At 73.1% G+C, this 24,774-nt stretch carries 18 protein-coding genes; 4 read left to right on the plus strand and 14 right to left on the minus strand.

Features of this window, described 5'->3' with window-relative positions:
• The first annotated feature begins 7 nt into the window (after positions 1 to 7).
• Positions 8 to 4,192, plus strand: coding sequence for an FtsK/SpoIIIE domain-containing protein (locus HD597_RS46845; protein ID WP_253753168.1), 4,185 nt, complete (start codon positions 8 to 10; stop codon positions 4,190 to 4,192).
• Here the strand turns inward: HD597_RS46845 and HD597_RS46850 are convergent.
• From HD597_RS46850 to HD597_RS46880, 7 genes are read right to left on the minus strand one after another with little or no spacing between them, the layout of a single operon-like run.
• The gene (locus HD597_RS46850) at positions 4,189 to 4,449 is read right to left on the minus strand and encodes a hypothetical protein (protein WP_253753170.1); all 261 of its coding nucleotides are present in this window, start codon (positions 4,447 to 4,449) and stop codon (positions 4,189 to 4,191) included. The genes HD597_RS46845 and HD597_RS46850 overlap by 4 nt on opposite strands.
• Positions 4,439 to 8,827, minus strand: coding sequence for a DUF6531 domain-containing protein (locus tag HD597_RS46855; RefSeq protein ID WP_253753172.1), 4,389 nt, complete (start codon positions 8,825 to 8,827; stop codon positions 4,439 to 4,441). Before HD597_RS46855 ends, HD597_RS46850 begins: the two co-directional genes overlap by 11 nt.
• Before the next feature lie 4 nt (positions 8,828 to 8,831).
• Complete coding sequence (locus HD597_RS46860; RefSeq protein WP_148433426.1) at positions 8,832 to 9,134, minus strand: WXG100 family type VII secretion target; 303 nt, start codon at positions 9,132 to 9,134, stop codon at positions 8,832 to 8,834.
• Between the two features lie 6 nt (positions 9,135 to 9,140).
• Positions 9,141 to 9,737, minus strand: coding sequence for a hypothetical protein (locus HD597_RS46865; RefSeq protein WP_253753174.1), 597 nt, complete (start codon positions 9,735 to 9,737; stop codon positions 9,141 to 9,143).
• A complete protein-coding gene (locus HD597_RS46870) occupies positions 9,730 to 10,419 on the minus strand; it encodes a hypothetical protein (protein WP_253753177.1) in 690 nt (229 codons plus the stop codon). Before HD597_RS46870 ends, HD597_RS46865 begins: the two co-directional genes overlap by 8 nt.
• Positions 10,419 to 10,712 carry a hypothetical protein gene (locus HD597_RS46875; RefSeq protein WP_253753179.1) on the minus strand — a complete coding sequence of 98 codons (294 nt, stop codon included), beginning with the start codon at positions 10,710 to 10,712 and terminating at the stop codon, positions 10,419 to 10,421. The genes HD597_RS46870 and HD597_RS46875 overlap by 1 nt, the downstream gene beginning before the upstream one ends.
• Positions 10,705 to 11,976 carry a serine/threonine-protein kinase gene (locus HD597_RS46880; RefSeq protein ID WP_253753181.1) on the minus strand — a complete coding sequence of 424 codons (1,272 nt, stop codon included), beginning with the start codon at positions 11,974 to 11,976 and terminating at the stop codon, positions 10,705 to 10,707. The genes HD597_RS46875 and HD597_RS46880 overlap by 8 nt, the downstream gene beginning before the upstream one ends.
• A 269-nt stretch (positions 11,977 to 12,245) precedes the next feature.
• Here HD597_RS46880 and HD597_RS46885 point away from each other — a divergent pair, with 269 nt between their 5' ends.
• The 3 genes from HD597_RS46885 to HD597_RS46895 all read left to right on the plus strand — a co-directional run bounded on the left by HD597_RS46885 (position 12,246) and on the right by HD597_RS46895 (position 15,962).
• A complete protein-coding gene (locus HD597_RS46885) occupies positions 12,246 to 12,854 on the plus strand; it encodes a hypothetical protein (protein ID WP_253753183.1) in 609 nt (202 codons plus the stop codon).
• Between the two features lie 158 nt (positions 12,855 to 13,012).
• A complete protein-coding gene (locus HD597_RS46890) occupies positions 13,013 to 14,509 on the plus strand; it encodes a M28 family peptidase (RefSeq protein ID WP_253753185.1) in 1,497 nt (498 codons plus the stop codon).
• 109 nt (positions 14,510 to 14,618) lie between these two features.
• A complete protein-coding gene (locus HD597_RS46895; RefSeq protein WP_253753187.1) occupies positions 14,619 to 15,962 on the plus strand; it encodes a M28 family metallopeptidase in 1,344 nt (447 codons plus the stop codon).
• 97 nt (positions 15,963 to 16,059) lie between these two features.
• Here the strand turns inward: HD597_RS46895 and HD597_RS65245 are convergent, their stop codons facing one another.
• The 7 genes from HD597_RS65245 to HD597_RS46935 all read right to left on the minus strand — a co-directional run bounded on the left by HD597_RS65245 (position 16,060) and on the right by HD597_RS46935 (position 24,602).
• Positions 16,060 to 17,565, minus strand: coding sequence for a M28 family metallopeptidase (locus HD597_RS65245; RefSeq protein WP_276083200.1), 1,506 nt, complete (start codon positions 17,563 to 17,565; stop codon positions 16,060 to 16,062).
• 116 nt (positions 17,566 to 17,681) lie between these two features.
• A complete protein-coding gene (locus tag HD597_RS46910; RefSeq protein WP_253753189.1) occupies positions 17,682 to 18,629 on the minus strand; it encodes a DNA polymerase domain-containing protein in 948 nt (315 codons plus the stop codon).
• A 43-nt stretch (positions 18,630 to 18,672) separates the two neighbouring features.
• The gene (locus HD597_RS46915) at positions 18,673 to 19,449 is read right to left on the minus strand and encodes an N-acyl homoserine lactonase family protein (RefSeq protein WP_253753191.1); all 777 of its coding nucleotides are present in this window, start codon (positions 19,447 to 19,449) and stop codon (positions 18,673 to 18,675) included.
• Positions 19,442 to 20,920 (minus strand): FAD-dependent tricarballylate dehydrogenase TcuA, encoded by a 1,479-nt coding sequence (gene tcuA / locus HD597_RS46920; RefSeq protein ID WP_253753193.1) that lies wholly within the window; start codon positions 20,918 to 20,920, stop codon positions 19,442 to 19,444. The genes HD597_RS46915 and tcuA overlap by 8 nt, the downstream gene beginning before the upstream one ends.
• 2 nt (positions 20,921 to 20,922) lie before the next feature.
• A complete protein-coding gene (locus HD597_RS46925; protein WP_253753195.1) occupies positions 20,923 to 21,813 on the minus strand; it encodes an NAD(P)-dependent oxidoreductase in 891 nt (296 codons plus the stop codon).
• A 12-nt stretch (positions 21,814 to 21,825) separates the two neighbouring features.
• The gene (locus tag HD597_RS46930; protein ID WP_253753197.1) at positions 21,826 to 23,286 is read right to left on the minus strand and encodes an aldehyde dehydrogenase; all 1,461 of its coding nucleotides are present in this window, start codon (positions 23,284 to 23,286) and stop codon (positions 21,826 to 21,828) included.
• Entirely contained in the window at positions 23,283 to 24,602 is a 1,320-nt protein-coding gene (locus tag HD597_RS46935) for an alpha/beta fold hydrolase (RefSeq protein ID WP_253753199.1), read from the minus strand. Before HD597_RS46935 ends, HD597_RS46930 begins: the two co-directional genes overlap by 4 nt.
• Positions 24,603 to 24,774 lie beyond the last annotated feature (172 nt).

The raw sequence follows: 24,774 nt of genomic DNA on the forward strand, positions 1-24,774 counted from the left end.
CATTCGGTTGACGATCCGCGATCCGGCGGCCTCCACCGCCGTCGACGCCGAGGTGACGGCGGAGCCCGAGACCCTCGTCGGCTCGCTGCTGCGGGCGCTGCCCTTCCCCGTCAGAGGCCGCCCCTGCTACGTCGGCAGCGACAAGCTCGACCCCGACTCCCCCGTCGCGGACAGCCCGCTGGTGCCGGGGGCGACGATCAGCGTGGGCGAGCCGGAGCGCGTCCAGCCCTGGCGGCCGCTGGCGGCGGCCGGCGCGATCCGCGTGTTCGCCGGCCCGGACGCCGGCCGGGTGATCTGGCTCAGCCCCGGCAGCCACGTCATCGGCCGCGAGTGGACCGACATCAGCCTGCTGCGCGACCAGAAGGTCTCCAGGCGGCACGCCCGCCTCGACGTGTCCTGGACCGGCGAGGCCACGGTCCACGATCTCGGCTCGCGCAACGGCACCCTCGTCAACGAGCTGGGCGTCCAGGGCCCGGTGGCGCTGCGCCCCGACGGGGTGCTCCAGGTGGGCGACGACCGGCTGCGGTGGGCGCCGCTGCCGTCCACCCGGCTCAGGACCACCCGCGCGCGTGACGGGCGCATCGACTTCGACCGGGCCTTCTCCCCCGCCCCCGCCGTCGCGGGCACGCGGATCACCATGCCCAGGAACGAGATCCCGCAGCGCAATATCGCGGTGGCGCTGATTTCGTCGCTGTTGCCGCTGCCGATATCGATCGCGATGGCCGTCCTGTTGAAAAGCCCATATTTTCTGCTGTTCGGAATTCTGACCCCGATAACGTTCTTCGGCACGCAGTGGGTGGAAGGGCGGCAGCGCAAGAAGAAAGAGCGCGAGTTCGACCAGCGCAAACGCGACACGATGGAGCGCGTCAGGCAGCACGTCGTGCACGAGCAGTGGCTGCGGCACGTCGTCGCTCCCGACGAGGTGGACCTGACGTTCGCCGCCACCCACGAGGGGCCCGGCCTGTGGCCGCGCAACGCCGACTCCCCTGACGGGCTGACGCTGCGCGTGGGCGTGGCGGACGAGCCCGCCACGATCACGTTCGACGGCGAGCCCTGGCCGGAGTTCACGCCGCCGGCCCTGCGCGGGGTGCCCGTCACCGTGGACCTGCGCCAGATCGGCGTGCTGGGCGTCATCGGCCCGCCCGACCCGGTGGACGCGCTGCTGCGCTGGCTGCTGGTCCAGCTCGGCACCCTGCGCGCGCCCGACGAGCTGCGGCTGGTGCTGATCACCGCGTCCGGGGGCGAGCACCTGGCCTGGGCCCGCTGGCTGCCGCACCTGAACGTGGACGCCCCCGTACCGTGCCTGGTCGGCAACACGCCCGAGACCCGCACGGAACGCATCGAGGAGCTCAAGGACCTGGTCACCGAGCGGCTCAAGGCCAAGGAGCGGCGCGTCGTGTTCGGCGAGGAGATCGTCGTCGTCCTCGACGGGGCGCGGGCGTTACGCGACATCCCCGGCATGAAGGAGGTGCTCAGGGAGGGCCCCTCCGTCGGCGTGTACGTGATCTGCGCCGACCAGCGCAGCCTGAACGAGTGCCGCGGCGTCTGCGAGCTCGACGGCGCCGGCATGCTGCTCACCCGGGGCCGCCAGGGGTTGCCGGTCGCCGTGCAGCCGGAGAGCCTCGGCGAGCAGGCCGCCGAGCGCATCGCCCGCGCGGTGGCGCCGATGCGCGACCGGCTCACCCTGGCCAGGGCCGAGAGCGTCATCCCCGACGCCGTCCGCCTGCTCGACACGCTCGGCCTGGGCGTCCCCGACGCCGAGGCCGTGCTGTCACGCTGGGCCGCCGACCCCGCGCCGACCACCAGGGTGTGCGTCGGCGCCGACGGCACCGGCCCCGTCACCGTGGACCTCGCCGCGGACGGGCCGCACACGATGCTCGGCGGGGCGACCGGCGCGGGCAAGAGCATCCTGCTGCAGACCCTGGTCACCTCGCTGCTGCTGGCCAACCGGCCCGACGAGCTGAACCTGGTGCTCGTCGACTTCAAGGGCGGCAGCGCGTTCCTGCCGTTCGAGCACTGCCCGCACGTGGTGGGGCTGATCCGCTCGACCGGCGACACGGCGGCGGACGTCTTCGACGAGAGCGCGGCCCGCCGCGTGCTGGCCTCCGTCCGGGCCGAGGTTCGGCGGCGCGAGGCCATCCTGGCCAGGTACGGCGGCGAGATCGACGCCTACTGGAACGCCGGAGGGCGGCTGCCCCGGCTGGTCATGGTGTTCGACGAGTTCGCCCGCGTGCTGGAGACCTCGCCCGACTTCCTGCGCGAGCTGGTGAACGTGGCGGCCAAGGGCCGCTCGCTCGGCATGCACCTGGTGCTGGCCACGCAGTCGCTGCAGGGCAAGCTGTCGCCCGAGCTGAAGAACAACATCTCCCTGCGCATCACCCTGCGCCAGAACGAGCCGTCCGACAGCACCGAGGTGCTCGGCGTGCCCGACGCCGCGACGATCCCGTCACGGCTGCGCGGCCGGGGCATGATCATGCGGGTGGGCGGCGAGCAGCGCACGCCCCAGCTCTTCCAGACCGGCTACCTGGGCGACCCGCCGCCCAGCGGCTCGGCCCCCGCCACCGCCCGGGTGGCGCCCTGGCCCGCGCTGGGGCTGCCCAGACCGGAGCTCAGGGACGCGCCGCGGGCCAGCCGTACCGACCAGGACCTGGCCATCGCGGCCGTGCTGGAGGCCGCGCCGCGCCTGTCCACCGAGCCGCCGTTCCGCCCGCTGCTGCCGCCGCTGCCCGCCGCGCTGCCGCTGTCCGCGCTGCCGGAGGCCGGCGGGGTGCCGTTCGCGCTGCTGGACGACCCGGTCAACCAGGCGCAGCCCGCCATGGGGCTGGACCTGGGCGGGACCGAGCGGCTCATGGTGGCAGGAGGGCCGCAGTCGGGGCGGACGACGTTCTGCCGGACGCTCGTCTCCAGCCTGGCGGCTCGCTGCTCGCCCGAGCAGGTGTGGCTCTACGTGGTGGAGAACCAGCCCGGCGGGCTGGCCGCGTACGCGTCGCTGCCGCACTGCGGGGCCGTCATCGGCGGCGGCGAGCCCGACCGGATCAGGCGGCTGGTGACGTGGCTGGCTGAGGAGGTCGAGCGGCGGCGGCTGGCCCGTCTGACGCCCGGCGAGCCGTCCGCGCCGGTGATCGTGCTCGTCATCGACGGGTGGGAGTACTTCGAGGATCGCGGCAGCCCCGACTTCTTCGAGACGCCGCTGCTCGTCACCCTGCGCGGGATCGTGGCAGGCGGGCCTCCCGTGGGCATCCACACGGTGGCCGTGGGCGGGCACGACATGCTGCGGGGCAAGACGCCCGACCTGTTCTCACGGCGGCTGTTCCTGCCGTTCCCCCGGGAGGAGACGCGGCGGTCCTACCTCACGTCGGGCATGGTGTCGCCGCCCGTGCTGGCCGGGCGGGCCATCGAGGCGGCCGGCGGGCTGCACGCCCAGATCTGCCTCCCGCCCGAGGACCTGCCCGTCCTGCCCGCGCACCGGCCCTCGCACGCCCGCCGGCCCGTCCGCGGTCCCAGACCCTTCCCGCCGCTCCCCGCCGCCGTCCCGCTCCGCTCGCTGCCGGACCCGGCCATCGGCGTCGGCGGCCCCGACGTCACCCCCGTCGAGCTGGACCTGTTCGACCACGGACCGCACCTCGTGCTGGTCTCCGGCCCCTCCGGCTCCGGCCGCAGCAACGCGGCGCTCGTCATGGCCACCGTGCTGCTGCGGGCGGGCGTGCGGGTGCTGGCCATCGGGCCGCCCCGCTCGCCGCTGGTGCGCTCGCTGCCCGAGGCGCGGGCGCTGGCGGGCGTCTCCTTCACGGACGCCTCCCTGCGGGAGGCCGTGGAGGCCTTCGAAGGGGAACGGTACGCGGTGGTGGTGGACGACCTCGACCAGGTGACCGTCACGGCCCGGGAGCAGGGCTTCGACACCCTGCCCACGTTGCTGCAGGACATCCTCGCGCCGTCGGAGCTGGGGCGGCGGGCGCTGGTGTTGTGCGGGGACGCCACGCCGCTGCTGGAGGGGCATCGGCGGGCGTTGTCGGGTGAGGTGAGCGAGGTGCTGCGGTCGGGGACGCGGTTCCTGCTGACGCCGACCAGCCGAGTGCACGCTCGCGAGCACGGGATCAACCTGGAGCCGGACCAGTTCTTCGGGGGGCCGGTGGGGCGGGCGTACATGGGGACGGCTCGGAGGCTGGAACTGGTGCAGTTCGCGGGGTTCTAGAGGTGCTGGGCGTGCCGGAGCTGCTCTTCCATGTCCCAGTCCGGGGGCCGCTTGGATTCCTCGAACCAGGGGCAGCCCTTCGCGATCCAGGCGTTCCTGGCGCGAAGGACGCCCGTCGGCGTGGAGTCGTGGTAGCCGAATTCGCTGCCGCAGCAGTCGCAGATGTCCCAGGAAGGCGTCTTGTCGTCCTCGCCCCATGGCAGGCCCGGTTGGAGCAGGCCGCAGACCCGGCAGTAGGGGTTGCCGTCATTGGGCATTGAAGTAGTCCAGGTTCGTCGGTCGTCCGTGGATGTGCGGGTCCGGCTTGTAGTAGGTCCGGGGAGCACCCTGGGCGTTCATCACGCCGAACTGATCTGTTTGCGGATTGTAGCGAACGATGTCCCCGTTCGGACGCTGCCTGGTGAGCGTGCCTGGCTGGTTGCCGCGCAGGAAGTCCGTAGCCTCTTCCACATACTCCTTGGCGTTGTTCAGGTGCGGGAATTCACCCCCATGAGAGCGCCAGTGACGATAGGCGTTCTGCACCGGGGTCCGGTTGTTCGTCGCGCTCCAGATGGGATACGGGCTCAACCCCAGCGGGTCCATCCACACCTGTGGATTGACCACGTACGCGTGCGGGTCCCACCCACCCCGCAACCCGATCGGATCCGCGGCCGCATAACACCCGGCATCCGGGTCGTAATACCGAAGGAAGTTGTAGAACAGCCCGGATTCGGCATCCTCGTACTGCCCGGGGAACCGCAGCGGGCAGTCGGCGCCCGAGGTGATCGCGCCCGGTGAGGTGCCCCAGAGGGAGCGGCGGGTGCGCCAGGCGATCTCGCCCTCCGCCGACACCAGCTCCGCCGGCGTCCCCAGCAGGTCCGTGGCGATGGCGTAGAAGCGTTCGTCCACCCACGACTGGGAGCGTTCGGTCTGGGTCAGGGGGCGGAAGGAGCCGGGGGCCCAGTCCCAGGAGGTGGTGCGGTCGTCGGTGGACTGCTCGGCCAGGGTGAGGCCGTCCCAGGTGAAGTCGGTGCGGTGGGCGCCGTCGGCGCGTTCCTTGGCGATGCGGCGGCCCAGCGGGTCGTAGAGGTAGCGCCAGCGGGTGCCGTCGGGGGTGGTGACGGCCGTCAGGCGGTCGTCGGCGTCCCAGGTGTAGTGCCAGGTGCGGGGCCTGGTGGACAGGCCCTTGCGCTGGCGCAGGACCGTGCGGCCCTGGCGGTCGTACTCGTAGCGGGTGCGGCCCGCCTGGCGGACCATGGTGCCGGTGTACGCGCGCGGGCCCTGGGAGTCGCCGGGCGTGGGCCAGGTGGCGTCGGTGATCTGGCCGGCGGGGTTGTACCGGTACGTCTCCGACCAGCCGGTCGCGTGGACGGCGGTGACGCGGCCGACGGGGTCGAGGTCGAAGCGGCGGCGGCCGGAGAGGAGGTCGTCGATCTCCGTGAGCTCGCCGTCCCTGCGGTAGCCGTACGTGCGGCGCTGGGCCGTCCGGCCGGCCGGGCCCCTGGTGAGGGTCTGGGAGCGGAGGCGGCCGTCGTCGTCCCAGTCGTGCAGGAGGGCGACGCCGGCGCCGAACGTCCTGGAGGTCTCGCGGCCCGCCGGGTCGTGGGTGAAGTGCAGGGTCTGGCCGGCGGTTTCGAGGGTCAGGGGCAGGTGGCGGGCGTCGTACGTCCACACGGTCTCCGCCCCGGAGGGCGTGCGGCGCAGCACCCTGCGGCCCAGCGCGTCGTATGCGGAGGTGAGCGTCCGGCCGTTGCAGGTCTCGCGGATGACGCGGCCGCGGGCGTCGCGGCCGATGGTGAGGTCGGCGTCGGGGTTGGCGGCGTGCACGAGGCGGCCGAGCGGGTCGTAGTCGAACGTGGTCAGGCGGTCGCCGGCCCGCCGCCCGATGAGCCGGTCCAGGACGTCGTAGACGAAGCTGGTCGACTGCCCGGCGCCGTTGACGCGCTCGGTGAGGTTGCCCACCGGGTTGTGCAGGTAGCTCAGCACGCGGTGGTCGAAGTCGATCTCCTCGACCAGGTTGCCCGCCGGGTCGTAGACGTACTGCCAGGTCAGGCCCTGCGGGTTGGTGACCTTGGCGAGGCGCAGCTCGGTGTCGTAGGAGAACTCCAGGCGGGCGCCGTCGGGGGTGGTGCGGGCCGTGGGGACGTCGAAGGGGCCGATCTCGAAGCGGGTCGGCTCGCCCATCGCGTCCACGTGCTCGACCAGGTTGTTCTCGGCGTCGTAGGCCCAGCGTTCCACCGCGCCGCCGGGGCTGGTGCGGGTGGCGGGGCGGCCCTCGACGGTCCACGTGTGGCGGGTGGTGCGGCCGAGGGGGTCGGTGACGGCGGTGACGCGGCCGAAGGCGTCGCGTTCGCAGCGGGTCGTGGCGCCGGTGGGGTCGGTGATCTCCAGGGGGAGGCCGGCCGCGTCGGCGGCGATGGTGTGGGTGTGGCCGAGCGCGTCGGTGATCGCGGTCAGGCGGCCGTGGTCGTCGTAGGCGCGGGTGGTGTCGTCGGTGGCGACGAGGTTGCCGCGGGCGTCGTGGCGCAGGGTGGTCGTGGTGCCGTCGAAGTCGGTGACGGTGACCGGCAGGTGCAGGGCGTCGCGCGTGCAGCGGCGGGTGGCGCCGTCCGGGCGGGTGACGGAGAGCGGGGCGCCCGCCTCGTCGTAGGCGTGGCGGGTGGTGCGGCCGAGCGCGTCCGTACGGGCGAGCAGCCGGTCGTGGCGGTCCCACAGGTAGCGGGTGGTGTGGCCGAGCGGGTCGGTCTCGGCGGTGACCTGGAGCAGGTCGTTGTGGTGGTAGGTGGTGACGTGGCCGAGCGAGTCGCAGGCCCGGGTGACGCCGTCGCCGTAGGAGAGCTCGGTGTTGAACACGCCCGCCGACCCGGTGCCGTACACGCAGCGGCCCTCCAGGTCGTAGGTGTAGGCGTACCAGGTGCCGATGCGGTCCTGCCAGCGCGTCATCCGGCCGTCGTCGTCGTAGGTGAAGCGCAGCGGCAGGCCGGAGGAGTTGGTCACCTCGGTCAGGTCGCCGGCCTCGTCGTAGGCGTAGGAGAGCAGCCGCTGGCCGGCGCCGCGCAGCCGGATCTCCACGACGCGGCCCTGGGACGTCTCGATGTCCAGGTGGTAGCCGCCGGAGTGGACGATCTCGCGGGGCAGGCCGTCGGTGTAGCGCACGTCCATGCGGTTGCCGTTGCGGTCGGTGATCGCGGCGAGGGGCAGCACGCCGGCCTCGGCCGTCTCGGCGAAGTGCGCGGTCCGGCCGGTGAGGGGGTCGGTGACCGTGTAACCGTCGTCGGTCTCGCGCAGGGCCAGGCGGGGGCCTTCGTCCGGGTACGCCGGGCGGTCCTGCTCGGGGTAGGGGAACGTGAGCAGGGCGCCGGTCTCGGTACCCAGGCACAGCCCGTCGGCGTCGGCCTCCAGGCGCTGGTCCAGCGTGGAGGCCCAGGAGCGGCCGAAGCAGCGGCCGGTGCGGTACGTGGACAGGTGGGTCCGTTCCAGGCGGAGCGGCAGCACGCCCGGCAGCTCGACGTCCGTCTGCGGGAGCAGCACGGTGCCGGTCGGGAAGTGCACCGGGTCCTGGCTGAAGAACTGGCGCCCGCGCTGCCATGACGCGGTCGCGGCCGTGCCCTGGCGGGCGCCGCCGCTCCGCACCGCCGTACGCAGCGAGGGCGTGCCCAGCGCGCTCCCGCCGCCGCGCACGCTCAGCGCGCCGGTGCCGGCCAGGGTTCCCCCGCCGCCGCGTACCGCGCCGCTCATGCCCATCACGGCCTTGGCGCCGCGGCCCGCCAGGGCGATGCCCTTGCCGATCGGGAGCACGCCGAGCGCGGCCAGCCCGACCTGCCCCAGCGAGCCCCTGCCCTGGCGGTATTTGTTCAGCGCGTCGCCGAGCACCACCGCGCCCGCCGCCACCGCCACGCCGGCCAGGATCACCCCGGCCACCCCGCCGGTGCCGATGACCAGCACCACCAGCCCGGCCACCGCCCCGACGGTGGCCGCGAACGACACGAAGTCGTCCCAGGACCTGAACGGCGTGCTGATCGTGTCCCAGGCCTTCTGCAGCCACGACCTGTCCTTGATGCCGCTGCCTTCGAGCGCCTGCTCGATCTCCCGGGTGGCCCGGGTCTCGGCGTCGGCGCGCAGCGCGGCCGCCTCCTCGGCGATGCGGCGGGCCCGCTCGCGGTCGTCCTCGGCCCGGCGGGCCCGTTGCAGCGCCGGGCGCGCGGCCTCCTGGGTCGGCGGGTCGGCGAGGGCCAGGGCCGACTCGGCCTCGGGCACGTCGCGCACCGGGCCGGGGAGCTGCGCCTGGATCTCGCGCAGCGCCCCCTGTGACCGGGCGGCGGCGGCCTGGCCCCGGCGCAGCGCCGTACCGGCCTGGGTCCTGGCCGCCTCCAGGCTGCCCGCGTACGTCATCAGCGCCTCACCGGCGCCCCGGTACGCCCTGCCCAGCTTGGCCAGCTCGCCGGGCAGCTCGCCCAGCGTCTCGGTGTAGCGGGCCGCGTAGTCGCCGCGCATCCGCAGCGCCGAGCTGCCGCCCGACACGGTGCTCAGCCTGGCCGTGTTGTCCTCGGCCAGCGCCGCCTCCTTGAGCAGCCGGTCGGCGAGCCCTCTGACCTGCCCGGGGTCCCCCGGGGCGGGGTCGCCGGCCAGCCCCAGCACGTCCCATCCGCCCGGCATGGCGTCACGCTCCCGCGCCGCCGCTGAGCGAGGCGTCCAGCTCGCGGTGCTTGGCGATGGCCGTCTTGAGGAACTGGCTCATGCCCTCCAGGCCCTGCATGACCTGCTTGGCGCCGTTGTTCCACTGGTCGTAGTCCTGCTGGAACTTGCCGGAGGCCCGCTCGGTGACGAAGTCGCTGCTCACGAGCTGGTCGATCATCGCCTTGAGCTGGGTCAGGCGGCTCTCGATGTCCTCCTTCTCCTTGTTCAGCCGGGTGGCGCTGTTCTCCACCTGCGGGAAGCTGAGGTGATGGGTCCCACCTGCCATGACGGTTCACTCTCCTTGGGGGTCGGACCAGGCCAGGGTGGCGCTGATCGCGTCGAACAGGTCGAGCATGGGCTCGGCCAGGCTGAGGTGCGGGCTGGTGAGCACCAGGTCCAGCACGCCGTGCCCGCCGGGCACGGGGATGAGGGTCTGCATGACCACCGAGTCGAGCTCGCCGGTCTCGACGCCGGTCACGCGTACGGCGCGGCCCGCGTCCAGCTCCACGATCTCGACGCCGCGCCAGGCGGGCGTGCCGGGCGTGGGCGGCACGGCGACGATGCCGGAGGCGATCGCCTCGACCGTGTTGCCCTCGGGGTCGGAGCGGCCCGGCGTGTGCAGGACCATGAGGGTGGCCAGCAGGGTGCCGGCGTCCTCGACGTGGTCGGTCATCGCCGCGCCGAACACCGCACCGTGCCGCGCCGCCAGGTCGGCGACCTCGCGCAGCACCTTCAGCAGCACCGAGCGGTGCGGGGCCAGCTCCGGCGTGGCCGCCACACGGGCGTCCACCAGGCGGGCCAGATCACCGGTACGGCCGGCGCGCCAGACGTCGAACTCGTACCAGGAGTCGGGCACCCGCAACGTGAATCCGAAGGGTAGGTCAGCCATCGGTCAGCTCCTCCATGAAGGCGTCCACGGGCTCGGGTTCGAGGGTGACGTCGTCGACCAGGACCTCGCCGCCCGGCACGAGCCGGGGTGCGGGCCGCTCGACGCCGCCGACGTTCACGGCGCCGACCTGGCGGCCGTCCGGCAGGACGATCCAGCCGCCGACGACCGACGCGCCGCGTACCTGGCCCGTCGCCCGGTACAGGCCCGACGGCCGCTCGACGACGGGCGCGGTGAAGCGGAAGGCGTCCTCGCCGAGCACCAGGTCCCCGGTCGCGCCGTCCTCGTCCAGGGCGGCGGTCATCAGGGCCTTGCCGCCCCTGGGGGCCGTGAGCGTCACGCGGTTGTCGCGGGCGGCGCCCGACATCCAGACCTCGCGGCGGCCGTCGCAGAAGTAGCCGACGGCCTTGCCCTGGCGCACCGACAGCGCGACGAGCGCGCCGCTGCGGGCCACCCGCCCGGCGAAGTCGCCCTTGTCCGGTGTGGGGTCCTCGCTCCGCGGGGGCGCCGCCGGCGTGGCGTCCGGGGTCCTTTCGGGCGCGGCGGCCTGTCCCGAAGGCTCCTCGATGAACACGGCTCGCGCGCCGGCGGGCGCCGCGGGCCGGTCCGTCAGCGCGAACACCAGCGACACCGCGACCGTCGCGATCAGGACGCCGGTGAGCACGCCGAGGCCGAGCGCCTTCATCACGAGCCGCCCGTGCTGGTCGAAAGGGAGTCGGCCAGGGAGCCGTCGAGCGTGCCGGTGCCCTCGACGAGGGCGTCCAGCAGGCCCGCCGCGCGCTCCAGGAGCTGGTTCATGCGCTCCCGGTTGTCGGAGGACTCCTCGAAGAACCTCCGTAAGGCGTCGTCGACCTTCTCCGAGCCGGTCTTCGCGTCGAGCGCGCCGGCGTTGCCGCCGTCGAGCGCCGCGCGGATGGCCTTGAGATCCCGCGAGACGTTCGCGGCTTCCTGGCGGTTCGCGGTGAATTCCTCAGCCATTGGTCGTCTCCCCCTTGATGGCCTCGAATGCGCGCCAATCCCGATAGACGGTCTCGATGATCTGGGGCACGCTGCCGCGGCCTTCCAGGCGCAGTTGCAGCCGTACCGGCAGGCCCTGGCCGTCCACCTGCAGCCGGAACCGCACCGGACCCTCGGCCGGCAGGCCCGCGTAGGTGTTCCGCCCCTCCTCGCCCCTGACCCGGTGGGCCGGGGCCGATCCGCTGAGCGTGCGGCCGTTCGCGCCGGCGGGCGCGCTGGTCACGTTCGATCCGGCCGCGTCGATGAGGCCCTTGATGGTGCGCGGCGAGCTGAGCTCCCTGACGACGGCCGCCGTCCGCTGGGCGCAGGGCTCCACCGGCGGCTGGTCGGCGTCGAACGCCACGCCTCCCGCCACGCCCCTGCTGCCGACGAGGGACACGGGGGTGGGGCGTGGATCGTTCCCGCAGGCGAGTTTCATGTCGTACGACGTGGCGGGCGCGCCCGGGTCGAAGCTCAGCCGGCCCTCGGCCACCGCCTGCCCCGTCGCCCGCGTCTCCTCGATCACCTGGCGGAACGTGGCCGTGCGCCGGCCGACCGCGCTCAGCACGTCTCCCGCGGCGGGCTCCGGCCCGCCTTCCGCACCGGCGATCATGACCACCGCGCCGGCCGCCCCCGCGACGAGCGCGATGCCGATGGCGATGCCCGTGAGGTAGGCCGGCCTGCGCCAGAACGGCGTGGGCACGACGTGGTCCGCGTACGGCGCCGGCTCCTCCGGCCTGGTCCGCCGCTCGGCCTCCAGCAGCAGCTCGTGCACCGTGGCGCCCTGGGCGGCGCCGGAGTGGCCGAGCAGGATGCGTACCAGGTCCACGGCCGACGGGCGGGAGGCCGCGTCGGAGCGGCGGCACTCGCCGATCACCGCGCGCAGCGCGGGAAGCAGCCTGTCGAGGTCGGCCCCGTCGTCGGGCTCGCGGCCCGTCGCCGCGAACACGACCACGCCGGCCCAGTCCTTGACGTCGTGGGCGGGGAAGAGGCTGTCGCGCGGCCCGGGGGCGAGGAACACCTGGCCGCGCGGCCCGATCATGACGTTGCCCGGGCTGAGCCGCAGCCCCGCGATGCCGCCCAGGTGCAGCCTGGCCATGGCGGCGGCGCTGCCGAGCGCGAACAGGTGGAGCGCCTCGTCCCCGAGGGGGCCCGCCGTCCTGACGGCAGCGGCGAGCGTCTGGCCCTTTCCCAGGTAATCGCGCGGCCGCAGGGCCAGGCCGTCGCTCCATCCCTGAAATTCCATCGCCATCCCCGTGGCAGCCGGTCAGCGCGGCAGGGCACGCTCGAAATCCGCCTTCGCGCAGGTCAGGTGGCGTTTTTCGGTGTCGGTGCGTGCTGTTGTCCGACAGGTTGTACGCCGTCGGGCGGGGATGGGTTCAATCGAATTCCCGAAAATCTTTCCCGCTGGCGGGAACCGGTATGAGCGTTGTTCCCATCGGCATTCCGCACTTGACCTTGACGCGACGTCAACGTTTCTAATCGGAGGTCAGGCCGCCTGGAGGGAGGAACGTGATGGTCCGGGTCGCGCTGCGGATGCTGGGGTTCGAGCTCAAGGGCCTGGCCGCCATCGGGCTGTGGGTGCTTCGCCGCAGGCACGGGGTGCCGGTGGGCGCGACCGTCGTGACGTACGCCAAGGAGCAGGCCTTCGTGCTGACGCTGTTCTCGTTCGCCATGGCGGTCGAGACCGTGGTGATCGATCTGCTGCTGCTCGCGCTGGACGTGCCGGCGTGGCTGCGGTTCGGGGTGCTGATCGCCGACCTGTACGGCCTGCTGTTCGTGGCCACGATGGCCGCCTCCTGCGCGACCAGGCCGCATGTGGTGACCCGTGACGAGCTGCTGATCAGGTACGGCGCCTACTTCGAGCTGCGCGTGCCCCGTCACCTCATCACCGCCGTCCGGGCCGGCGGGTCGTACAACGAGGACAGCATGGTCACGGTCAAGGACGGCAGGCTGACCGTGGCGGTCTCCTCGCGGGTGAACGTGGCGATCGAGCTGGCCGAGCCGCTCACCGCCGTGCGGCCGCTCGGCCGCACGGCCGAGGTGACCTCGATCCGGTTCTTCGCCGACTCACCGAACGCCGTCCTGGCGGCGCTGCGGGCCGAGGAGACGGCCCAGCCCTGATGTCCTCAGGTCCGGCCCCGGCGGCCTCACACCAGGCCTAGGCGAACCCCATTTGCGGCGTTACGTTCCAGTAAGCACCATCTCGGGATCTTCCACCCTCGACCTCGGATGGAGGCGCCGCCATGCTCTTATCCAGCCGTCGCACCTGGAAAAACGGCATGAGATCACTCATCGTCGCGGCGATCGTCACCCTCACCCTCACCCCCGCCCTGGCCGCACCCGCCGCCCGGGCAGCCGCGCCACCGGACATCCCGCTGGCCAACGTCAAGGCCCACCTGACCCAGTTCCAGTCCATCGCCAACGCCAACGGCGGCACCCGGGCCCACGGCCGGCCCGGTTACCTGGCCTCGGCGAACTACGTCAGGGGCCTGCTCGACGCCGCCGGCTACACCACCACGCTGCAGTCGTTCACCTACAACGGCGCCACCGGCTACAACGTCATCGCCGACTGGCCGGGCGGCGACCCGAACGACGTCCTCATGGTCGGCGCGCATCTCGACAGCGTGACGGCCGGGCCGGGCATCAACGACAACGGCTCCGGCAGCGCGGCCATCCTGGAGACCGCGCTGGAGGTGTCCCGCCAGGCCTTGCAGCCGGTCAAGCACCTGCGCTTCGCCTGGTGGGGCGCGGAGGAGCTGGGCCTGCGCGGCTCGCAGTTCTACGTGAACAACCTGCCGGCCGCCGAGCGGGCCCGGATCAAGGGGTACCTGAACTTCGACATGGTCGGCTCCCCGAACGCCGGATACTTCATCTACGACGGCGACAACTCCGACGGAACGGGCGCGGGGCCGGGACCGGCCGGCTCGGCCCAGATCGAGCGGACCATCCAGGACTACTTCACCTCCATCGGCGTCCCCACCCGGGGCACCGACTTCGACGGGCGCTCCGACTACGGGCCGTTCATCGCCGTGGGCATCCCGGCGGGCGGCACGTTCACCGGCGCGGAGGGCATCAAGAGCGCCGCCCAGGCCACGCTGTGGGGCGGCACCTCCGGGCAGGCGTTCGACGTCTGCTACCACCGCGCCTGCGACACGACCGCCAACATCAACGACACCGCGCTCGACAGGAACGCCGACGCCATCGCCTACGCGGTGTGGACGATCGCCACCGCCGTGCCGCCGGTGACCGTCTGGTCGGACACGTTCGAGACGGCCACGGGCTGGACGGTGAACCCGGCCGCCACCGACACCGCCACGCTCGGCCAGTGGGAGCGCGGTGACCCGGAGGCCACCACGTCCAGCGGCGCCAAGCAGCTCGGCATCACGGTCAGCGGCACGAACGACCTGGTCACGGGGCGGCTGGCGGGCTCGTCCGCGGGCGCGTACGACGTCGACGGCGGGGTCACCTCGATCCAGTCACCGCCGATCACGCTGCCGTCCACCGGCGCGCTGACCCTGTCGTTCTCGTGGTACCTGGCGCACGGCTCGAACGCCTCCAGCGCCGACTACCTGCGGGTCCGCGTGGTCGGCGGCACCACGTCCACGGTGTTCAACCAGGCGGGCGCGGCCTCCAACCGCAACGGCGCCTGGGCCACGGCCTCGGCGAGCCTGAACGCCTTCGCCGGCCAGACCGTCCGCGTCGTCGTCGACGCGGCCGACGCCTCGGGAGCCTCCCTGGTGGAGGCGGGGATCGACAACGTGGCGATCACCCGGTAGCTCTCCGGGCCGGTCCACGGAGAAGGACCGGCCCGGAACACCCCAGCATCCTCATGGAGCCGTCATGGCACTATCTCTATTTGCCCTGAAAAGAGTCCGTAAATCAGCCTTGCCCCTTCTCGTCGTCGTCCTGCTCGCCGGGGTGCTGACCCCCGCCGCCGAGGCGGGCGCGCCGCGCGATCCGGAGATCGAGAAGATGGTCCGGCAGGTGGACGCGCGCAACCTCGGCCGGATCATCGCCAGGCTGGCCTCGTTCGGCACCCGGCACACGCTGTCCAGCCAGGACGATCCCGTGCGCGGCATCGGCGCCGCCCGCGACTACATCCACGACGAGTTCTCCAGGATCGCCGCCACCTCCGGCGGGCGCATGACGGTGGAGAAGCAGTCGTTCGTCCAGCCCGTCTCGCCGCGCATCCCCGCCCCGACGGTGATCACGAACGTGGTCGCCACGCTGCGCGGCAGCCAGGACGCCGCCGCCGGCCGCACGTACGTGGTCAGCGGCCACTACGACTCCCGCTGCAGCGACGTCATGAACGCCACCTGCGACGCTCCCGGCGCGAACGACGACGCCTCGGGGGTGGCGGTCGCCATCGAGGCCGCCCGCGTCATGGCCACCCGCACGTTCGACGCGACCGTGGTGTTCATGGCGGTCGCGGGCGAGGAGCAGGGCCTGTACGGATCCGCGTACTACGCCCAGCAGGCCAGGCAGAACAACGCCGACGTGCAGGGCATGTTCACCAACGACATCGTGGGCAGCGCCGACGGCGAGAACGGGCGCGACGCCGGGGCCGTGCGGGTGTTCTCCGAGGGCGTGCCCACCTCGGAGACCCCGGCCCAGGCCGCCGTCCGCCAGTCGGTCGGCGGCGAGAACGACGGGGTGTCGCGGCAGCTCGCCAGGTTCGTGCACGAGACGGCCGAGCAGTACGTGCCGTGGTTCGACGCGCGCCTGTACTACCGCAGGGACCGGTACCTGCGGGGCGGCGACCAGATCCCGTTCCTGCAGCAGGGGTACGCGGCGGTGCGTTTCTCGGAGGTCCACGAGAACTACCGGCACCAGCACCAGGACGTGCGGGTGGAGGACGGCGTGCAGTACGGGGACCTGCTGCGGTTCGTCGAGAACGACTACGTGGCGCGGGTGGCGCAGGTCAACCTGGCGGCGCTGGCGGTGCTGGCCCGCGCGCCGCGCTCTCCCGGACGGGCGGCGATCGTGACGAGCCGGCTCACCAACGACACGGATCTGCGGTGGGACGCGAACCCCGAACCCGACATTTCGGGCTATGAGGTGGTCTGGCGGGACACGACCGAGCCGTTGTGGACGCACTCCCGCTTCGTGGGGAACGTGACCTCGTACACCGTGGAGGGGTTGTCGAAGGACAACTTCCAGTTCGGGGTGCGCGCGGTGGACAAGCAGGGGCATCGCGGCCCCGTCAGCCATCCGACCCCCGCGAGCTGAGCACGCTCCGCGACGCGGGCGCGGCCCGGCCGGTGGGCGCGGGCCGGCGCGAGGCCCGGCCGGGTGGGCGGGAGCACCGCCCACCCGGCCGGATCTCCTAGCTGGTGGTCGACTCCGCCGACAGGGCGGCCGCCGCCTGGGGCGCCGTCCTCGGCGGGATGGCGCGCAGGTTGAAGGCGAACCGGGCGACCGAGTCCGCGATCGCGTCCGAGTCCACGTCGAGCGCGGTGGCGTTGACGTTGGCGAGCGTGTCGCACGCCTGGTGGTAGCAGACGTCGTACGCCACGCCGGCCGTGCCGCCGAACAGCGCCGCCTCCTCGGGCGTCTTGATGCCCTCCGCGCCGGTGAAGATGCCACCGGACGGGATGCCGACGGCGATGAACGGCCCGTAGTCGGAGCGTCCGTCGAAGTCGGTGCCCACGGTGGGCAGCGACCGGGAGCCGAAGAACGCCGCGAGCTGCGCCTCGATCTCGGCCGAGCCGGGCGGTCCGGCGGGCGAGCCGACGCCGTCCGAGTCGTCGCCGTCGTACAGCTTGTACGCGTAGTTCGGCGAGGCGATCATGTCGAAGTTCAGGTACACCCTGATCCGGTCGCGCTGCGCCTCCGACAGGGAATCGACGTACTGGTCGGAGCCGAGCAGGCCGATCTCCTCGGCCGCCCAGAACGCGAAGCGCACCTTGTTCTTGGTCGGGACGAGCGCCATCTCCTCGGCGATCTCGATGAGGGCCGCGCTGCCGGAGCCGTTGTCGTTGATGCCGGGCCCCTCCGTCACGCTGTCCAGGTGCGCGCCGACCATGACGACGTTGCGCGGGTCGCCGAAGCGGCTCTCGGCGATCACGTTGTCGTTGGTGCCGAGCACGAGGTTCGCGTCGACCTTGAGGCGGACGGTGGCGCCGGGCGTGGCGGCCAGCTCGTTGCCCACGGCGAAGCTGGAGAACACCATGGGGATCCCGCCCCGCCACTCGCCGATGTCCAGCGGGAAGGGGTCCGTGCGCCCCGGCTGGCCCTCGTTGAACACGATGAGCCCGGACGCTCCGGCCGCGGCCGCGTTCATCACCTTGTTGACGAAGGGACAGGTGCCGCGCTGGATGAGCGCGATGCGGCCGGCGACGAAGCCGGCGAAGTCCGAGGCCTCGCAGCCGCTGGTCGAGCTGGGCGACGGGGTCGGCGGCAGCGTCAGGTCCACGCCCTGGACCTGCGCGGTCACGTCACCGGGCGGCGAGGGCTGGAAGGTGACGAAGTCGGTGCCGGGCACGTACGACTTCGGCGTGGGCGCGGTGAGGTCGAGCACGGGCGGGCTGTTCTCGCTCCAGCTCTCGACGAAGTTGATCGGCTGGCGTGTGACCTTGTAGCCGGCCCTGCGCAGCTTGCTCTCGACGTAGGCGACGGAGGCGTCGTAACCGGGCGTGCCGGCGGCGCGGTTGCCGCCGTTGGCGTCGGCGATGGCCTGGAACGCGTCGAGATGCTTCTGGACGTTGCTGCCCTTGACCTTCTTGACGAGCACCTTGGCGAAGGCGTCGTCGAGGCCGCCCGCGTTCGCGGGCACGGCCATGGCCAGGGGTAAGGCGAGGGTGGCGATCAGGACGGTGATGACTCTTCGCATGCAGGGTCCCCCCATGGGTTACCAGGGACGCGGCCTTTCCCCCGAGGCGCCGCTGCCCGACCGTAACCCGGCGAAGAATCAGCGTGAAGACCCACTATTGTCGCAAATTTGCGACATCACTCCGCGCGGCGGGCGCGGGCCCTCCGCTTGCCCTCGTGCATCGCCTGTACGCGGGCGACCGGGATCGTGTGCCCCTCCTCGACGAGGTCGGCGGGCAGCCGCTGCGGCGCGGGCATGTGCCCGGCCCACGGGTCGGCGTCCTTCAGCAGCCCCGGCGCGGTACGCACGGTGAAGTCCCGCGGCGACACCCGGTCCAGCTCCGACCACGCCAGCGGGAAGGAGACGGGCACGCCCGGCCGGATGCGCGGGCTGTAGGCGGCCACCACCGTGGCCCCGCCCGCCCGGGTGGAGTCGAGGAACACCTTGCCCTCGCGGTCCTCCCGGATGAACGCCGTGGTCGCCAGCGCCGGGTCCAGCCGCTCGGCCCGCGCCGCCAGCGCCCGGGTGGCCGCCGCGAGATCGTCCATCGCCGTGCCCGCCACCACGGGCACGAACACGTGCACGCCCTTGGCGCCGCTCGTCTTCACCGCGCCCGCCAGCCCCATGTCCGCGAGGGCCTGCCGGACCAGCAGCGCGCCGCGCACCGCCAGCGAGAACGAGTCGTCGTGCTCGGGCGGGTCGAGGTCGAGCACCAGGTGGGTGGCGTGCTCGCCGGCGAACAGCGCCGGGTGGTACTCCACCGCCCGCTGGTTGGCGAACCACAACAACGTCTTCCTGTCGTCGCACAGCGCGTACGTCACCTGCCTGCGCGACGCCTCCGCCCACATCGACACCGACCGCACCCAGTCGGGGGCGTACTTGGGCAGGTTCTTCTGCATGAACGGCGCCTGCCCCGGGCGCACGCGGACGACCGAGAGCGGGCGGTCGCGCAGCACCGGGATGATGCGGTCGCGGACGGCGTCGAGGTAGTCGACCAGGTCACGCTTGGTGGCGTCGGCGCCGTCGAACAACGGCTGGTCCAGGTTGGTCAGCTCGACCCCGTCACGCGTCTCATCAGCGGCCACCCGCCCTACGATGCCGAATGCTCGAACGTATGGTCAACAACCGTCAGGCGATCCGGACCGCGTAGCCCTCCAGGCCCGGCACGGCCGGGTAGCGCTCCAGCACGAGCGGGTCGTGCCCGGCCACGACCAGCTCGGGAGAGCCGGCCAGCGCCCGGACGCGGTCGAAGGCGTCGTACATGGCCGGCAGGTGGTCCACGATCCCGTACGGGCGGTCGGCCTCGATGTTGTCGTAGAAGTGACCGGCGTCCGAGGCGACGACCGCGTCCCCGCGGGCGGTGCGCACGCGGACGACCTGCATGCCCGGCGTGTGGCCGCCGACGTGGTGCACGCTCAGGCCGGGCAGCAGCTCGTGGTCGCCGTCGAGCTGCCGCACGCGGCCGGTGAAGTTCTCCCGCACCAGGTAGGCGATGTCGTCGGGGTCGGCCAGGTGTGGGTAGTCGCCGCGGTGGGCGTGCGGGCCTGTCCAGAACGCCAGCTCGGAGCGCTGGAGCACGATCCGGGCCTCGGGGAAGTCGCGCAGGTGACCGGTGTGGTCGTAGTGCAGGTGGCTGAGCACGACGTGACCGACCCCGTCGGCCGCCACGCCCAGGGCGGCCAGGGTGTCCACGGGCGAGCGCAGGTAGTGGCGGTTGCCGCGGCGCCCGGCGGTCTCCTCGGTGAAGCCCGCGTCCACCAGCACCACGCCGTGCTCCCCGATGGCCGCCCAGACGTAGTAGTCGATCGGGTAGGGGTCGAGGGCGCACGGGTCGTGGCCGTAGAAGTGCTCGCCGCGGACGGAGGCGTCGCGGTGCGCGTAGCGGAGGGCGTAGAGCTCATACATGGGACGCCCCGGCCGCGTGGGCGCCCGCGCGGCGGCCGAAGACGGTGCCGGAGGTGAGCCCCGAGCCGCCCGGGTAGTTGCCGGAGAACAGGCCGCCGACCAGCTCGCCCGCCGCGTACAGGCCGGAGATCGGCACGCCGCCCGCGTCGAGCACGCGGGCGTCGGTGTCCACCCGCACCCCGCCGAACGTGAACGTGATGCCGCAGGTCACCGCGTACCCGTAGTAGGGCGGGGCGTCGAGCGCGAGCGCCCAGTTCGACTTGGGCGGCTGGACGGCCGCCGCCCGGCCGTCCTTGACCGACGGGTCGAACGGCACGCCGTCGTCGATCGAGGCGTTGAAGCGCGCCACGGTCTCCTCCAGCCCTCCCGGGTCGATGCCCAGCTCGGCGGCCAGCTCCGCCAGAGTGTCCGCCCGCGCGGCGGTGATCGGGTGGGAGTCGTACTCCTCGCGGCGCAGCAGCGGCCTGCTCTTGGCGTCGAAGAGCTGGAAGGCGACGCCGCCCGGCTGGCGCAGGATCTCCCTGCCGTACTTGGCGTAGGTGTAGTTGCGGTAGTCGGCGCCCTCGTCCACGAAGCGGCGGCCCTCGCGGTTGACCACGACGCCGACCGGATAGCTCTGGCGGGTGAGCTGGTTGGTCAGGGTGCGGTTGCCGCCGCTGTCGGGCGCGCCCGCGTCCCAGGCGGTGCTGTGGCAGGAGGCCCAGTCGCCGTACGGCTGCGCGCCCGCAGCCAGCGCGAGGTCGAGCACCTCGCCGGTGTTCAGGGGGTTGCCGCGGATCTTGGCCCGCCGCCATTCCGGGCCGAGGTGCCTGGCCCGCCGCTCCGGGTCGGCCTCGAAGCCGCCCGCCGCCAGCACGACCGCGGGCGCGGTGACCTCGTGCGCGGCTCCCGACGCGTCGCGGTACTCCACGCCCGTCACCCGCTGCCCGTCGCGCAGCAGCGAGGTGACCGCCGCGCCGTACCGGATCTCGACGCCCGACGCGACCGCCGCCCCGGTGTGCCCGGCGATCAGCCCCTTCCCGCCGCCGACCGTGCCGACGACCAGGCCGCCGAAGAAGCGCCAGCGCCCGTCCGACTCGTACGCCTGCCGCTCGTACATCAGCCGCCACCGGATCCCCTTGCCGGCCAGCCAGCCGACCGCGCCGGCCGCGTCACCCACCAGCAGGCCGGTGAGCACGGGGTCGCAGCGGCCGTCGGTGACCCGCTTCATGTCGGCCAGGAAGTCCTCCGCCGTGTAGGGCGGCACGTCCGTCGTGGCGTGCCTGGGGTCCTCCTCGATCAGCGGCCGCAGCTCGTCCAGCCCGGAGCAGGGGAAGCGGAAGGCGCCCGCCGTGTAGTAGGAGTTGCCGCCGGCCTCGCCGGCCGTGCCCTTCTCCAGGAGCAGCACGCGGGCGCCGCGCTCGCGGGCCGCGTGGGCGGCGGAGAAACCGGCGTTGCCGCCGCCGACCACGATCACGTCGTACGAGGTCATGCTCATTCCTTCTCCGAGATGGGGCGGCCGGTCCACTGCTCCCACAGGGTGGCGATCGAGGCGTAGTCCTGCCGGCCGAGCCCGCCGCCGACGGCGATCTCGTACACGCTGTGGCAGGCCTGGATGGCGAAGAGCGGGATGCCGGCGTCCTGGGCCAGGGCCAGCGCGAGCGTGGAGTCCTTGCGGGCCGCGGAGGTCGGCATGCCGCCCTCGTAGTCGCCGGGCAGGACGCGCTCAAGGAAGCGGTGGGTGAGCGGGCGGGTGAGCCCGGCCTCCGGATCGGCCAGCAGCTCGGCGAGCCGCCGCTCGGACACGCCGGTGGCCGCCGCCATCGCGCCGGCCTCGGCGAGCACGACCATGACGGCGTGCGCCACGGCGTTGTTGATGACCTTGGCGGCCATGCCCGCGCCCAGCTCGCCGAGCACGAGCTGCCGCGGCGCGAGCGCGTCGAGCACCGGGCGGGCGCGGGCGACGTCCGCCTCGTCCCCGCCGATGAGCAGCGTGGACGTGCCCGCCGCCATCTGCGCCACGCCGGACAGGATTGCGGCGTCGAGCACGCGGACCCCGTGCGGCGCGCACAGCTCGCGCAGCCGGTGCATGTCGGCCGGGTTGACCGTGCTGGTCTCGACGATCAGCGACCCCGGGCGCATGCCGGGCGCGATCGCGGCGGCGGCCTGCGCCGAGACGGCCGGGGTGGGCAGCGACAGCACGACCGTCTCCGCCTGCGCCAGGTCGGCCACTTCCGCGACCCCCGTCACGCCGTCCAGCTCGCCCGCGGCCCCGGTGCGGGCGGGGTCGAGGTCGTAGGCGAGCACTTGGCAGGTCCCGGAGAGCCGCCGCGCGACGGCGGACCCCATGTTGCCGAGGCCGCACAGCCCCACTGGTGATCTCATGTGGTGTTCCCTTCAGGTCCGCATGGCGAACGGGTCGGCGGCCCGGCCGGACAGGTCGATCATGACGTTCTTGGTGCGCAGGTACTCCTCCATGGCCTCCTCGCCGCGCTCGCGGCCGTACCCGGACATCCGGGTGCCGCCGAACGGAGCCTGCGCCGCGCTCGCCCGGTACGTGTTGACCCAGACGGTGCCCGCGACCAGCCGCTTGGCGACGCGGTGGGCGCGGGCCAGGCTCGTGGTCCAGATGCCGGAGGCCAGGCCGAAGTCGCTGTCGTTGGCGATCGCGACGGCCTCCTCCTCGTCGCCGAACGGGATGACGCTCAGCACCGGCCCGAAGACCTCCTCCCTGGCGATCGGCATGCCGTTGTGCACGTCGGCGAAGACGGTGGGGGGCACGAACAGCCCCTTGTCCGGCAGCTCCCGCTCGCCGGCGACCCGGCGCGCGCCGGCCTCGGCCCCGGCCGCGATCATGCGCTGGATGCGCTCGTGCTGCGGAGCGTTGGCGACCGGGCCCATCTGGGTGTCCGGCAGCAGCGGGTCGCCCAGCCGGATGGCGTCCGCGCGCCGCGCCAGCTCCTCCACGACCCGCTGGTAGACGGGCCGCTCGACGAGCAGGCGGCTGCCCGCGATGCAGGTCTGGCCGCCCGCGGCGAAGATCCCGGCCATCGCGCCCGTGATCGCCGCGTCGAGGTCGGCGTCGGCGAAGACGAGGTTGGGCGACTTGCCGCCGAGCTCCAGCGTGACGGGGACGAGCGTGCGGGCCGCCGTGGCGGCGATGGCCTGGCCGGTGGCGACGCTGCCGGTGAAGCTGATGCGGCCCAGGCGCGGATCGCCGACCAGGCTCGTGCCCGCCTCGGCGCCACCGGTCACGATGTTGATCACGCCGGGCGGGAAACCGGCCCGCTCGACCAGCTCGGCCAGCTCCAGCGTGGTGGCGGAGGCGTGCTCCGACGGCTTGATCACCACGCAGTTGCCGGTGGCCAGCGCGGGGGCGAGCTTGTTGGCCAGGAGCTGCATCGGGGAGTTCCACGCCGTGACGAGCGCGGCCACGCCCACGGGCTCGCGCAGCGTGTAGTCCAGGGTGTCCGGGTTGTCCAGCGGGATCGTGCGGCCGTACAGCTTGTCCGCGTACCCGGCGAAGAACCGGTAGTTGCGCGCGGCGAACCTGGCCTGGCCGGCGGTCTCCTTGAGCAGCTTGCCGTTGTCGGTGCTCTCCAGCCGGCCCAGCTCGTCGGCGCGCTCCTCGATCAGGTCGGCCAGCCGGTGCATCAGCCGCGCCCGCGCCACCCCGGGCGTCGCCGCCCACGTGCTCTCGAACGCCTCGCTCGCGGCCGTGACCGCCGCGGCCACGTCGGCGGCGCTGGCGTCGGGCACCGTGGCGAACTCCGCCCCGGTGTACGGGTTGACCGCCGCGAGCCTGCGGTCGCCGCCGGCGTCCACCCGCTCGCCGCCGATCAGCATGCGATATCTCATCCGGCCGTCCCTCTCGCCTTGCCGTCGATCTCGTCCAGCGCCCACATCAGGTGCCCGGCGAACTCCCCCGGGTTCTCGGCCATCGGGAAGTGGCCGAGCCGGGGCATCGTCCTGAAGAGCGCGCCGGGGATGCGCCCGGCCGTCCGCCGGGACATCTCCGGCGTGCACGAGTAGTCGTACTCGCCGGTCAGCATCACCACCGGGCAGCGCGCCGTGTCGATGCGGCCGACGCGGTCCCGCGCGTCCCAGTCGCCGCTGTAGAACAGGATGTCCCCGGAGAACGTGCCGAACCCGCCCTGGGAGTAGCCCCACCACACCTCGCGCCGGTGCTCGGGCGGGCTCTGCGGCGCCATCAGCCCTTCCACCCATTCCGGCACGAACAGCGCCTGGTTGACGCGGGGGTCGCGGGCCCAGGCGACCTGCCGGCCCGGCACGTGGTCGGCGGCCTCGCAGGCCACGACGCCGCCGAGCCGGCCCGGATGGCGCAGGGCCAGCTCCAGGCAGATCTCGCCGCCCATCGAGCAGCCGACCACGATCGGGTCGTCGAGCTCCAGGCCCTCGACGACGGCCATGATCGTGGCGACGTACCGTTCGGTGTCCAGCGCGTACGCGCCGGGCGGCTCGCTGGGCGGGCCGGAGGAGCGGCCGTGCCAGGGCAGGTCGAAGGCCACCATGCGGCAGCGCTCCGCCAGCCGATCGTCGTTCATGAGGTGGTGGAACTGGCGGGCGTCCGCGCCGGCGGTGTGCAGGAAGAGCACGTCGCGACCGGTGCCCGCGTGCTCGCAGAACAGCCGCACGGGCTCCCCGCCCACCTCGGCCCGCAGGTAACGCCCCTCGATGCGATCCGGCCGCGCCGGACCCGCGACCACCGCGCCGCCCGGCTCCCCTGCCGCCTCGGGTGCCTGGTCCGCGACCACCGCGCCGCCCGGCTCCGCCGCCGCCTCGGGCGCCGGGCCCGCGAGGACCGCGCGGCCGATCTCCAGCACCCGCCGCACCAGGTGGGCGTGCTGGGCGAAGCACACCTCGTCCCCGGTGACGGCGGTCCCCGGAACGCGCATGAGCATCCCGAAGAGGTGATGGTGCGGCGGCCGGGGCTCGGCCGCGAAGAACAGCCGCCACGCCTCGGGCTCCGCGACCACCTCGAAGCCGGTCCGCCGGGCGGCGCCGGTGAGCCTTCCGTCGCGGAAGGCGAAGGTCACGACGTCGTCGCCGGCCCTGATGCCGAAGCCGACCTCTCCGGGGCAGCCCAGCGCCGCCAGTGCGGCGTCGGCCGCGCAGGCCGCGTGCCAGTCGTCGGCCCGCTCCGCCAGCCTCACGGACACCTCCTCGTGCAATGTATACCGTTGAATACGGAAATATCCATGTATCGGTGCCCCTGTCAACCATCACGGCCAACCATTGACAATCGCGGGATACCGTTGCATACACTCGCTCCTCACACGCTCCGGCACCCCATCGTGCGACCGGGTGCAAGGCAGAGAGGCAGCA

This window comes from Nonomuraea thailandensis, from assembly GCF_024172165.1.
Classification (GTDB): Bacteria; Actinomycetota; Actinomycetes; order Streptosporangiales; family Streptosporangiaceae; genus Nonomuraea; species Nonomuraea thailandensis.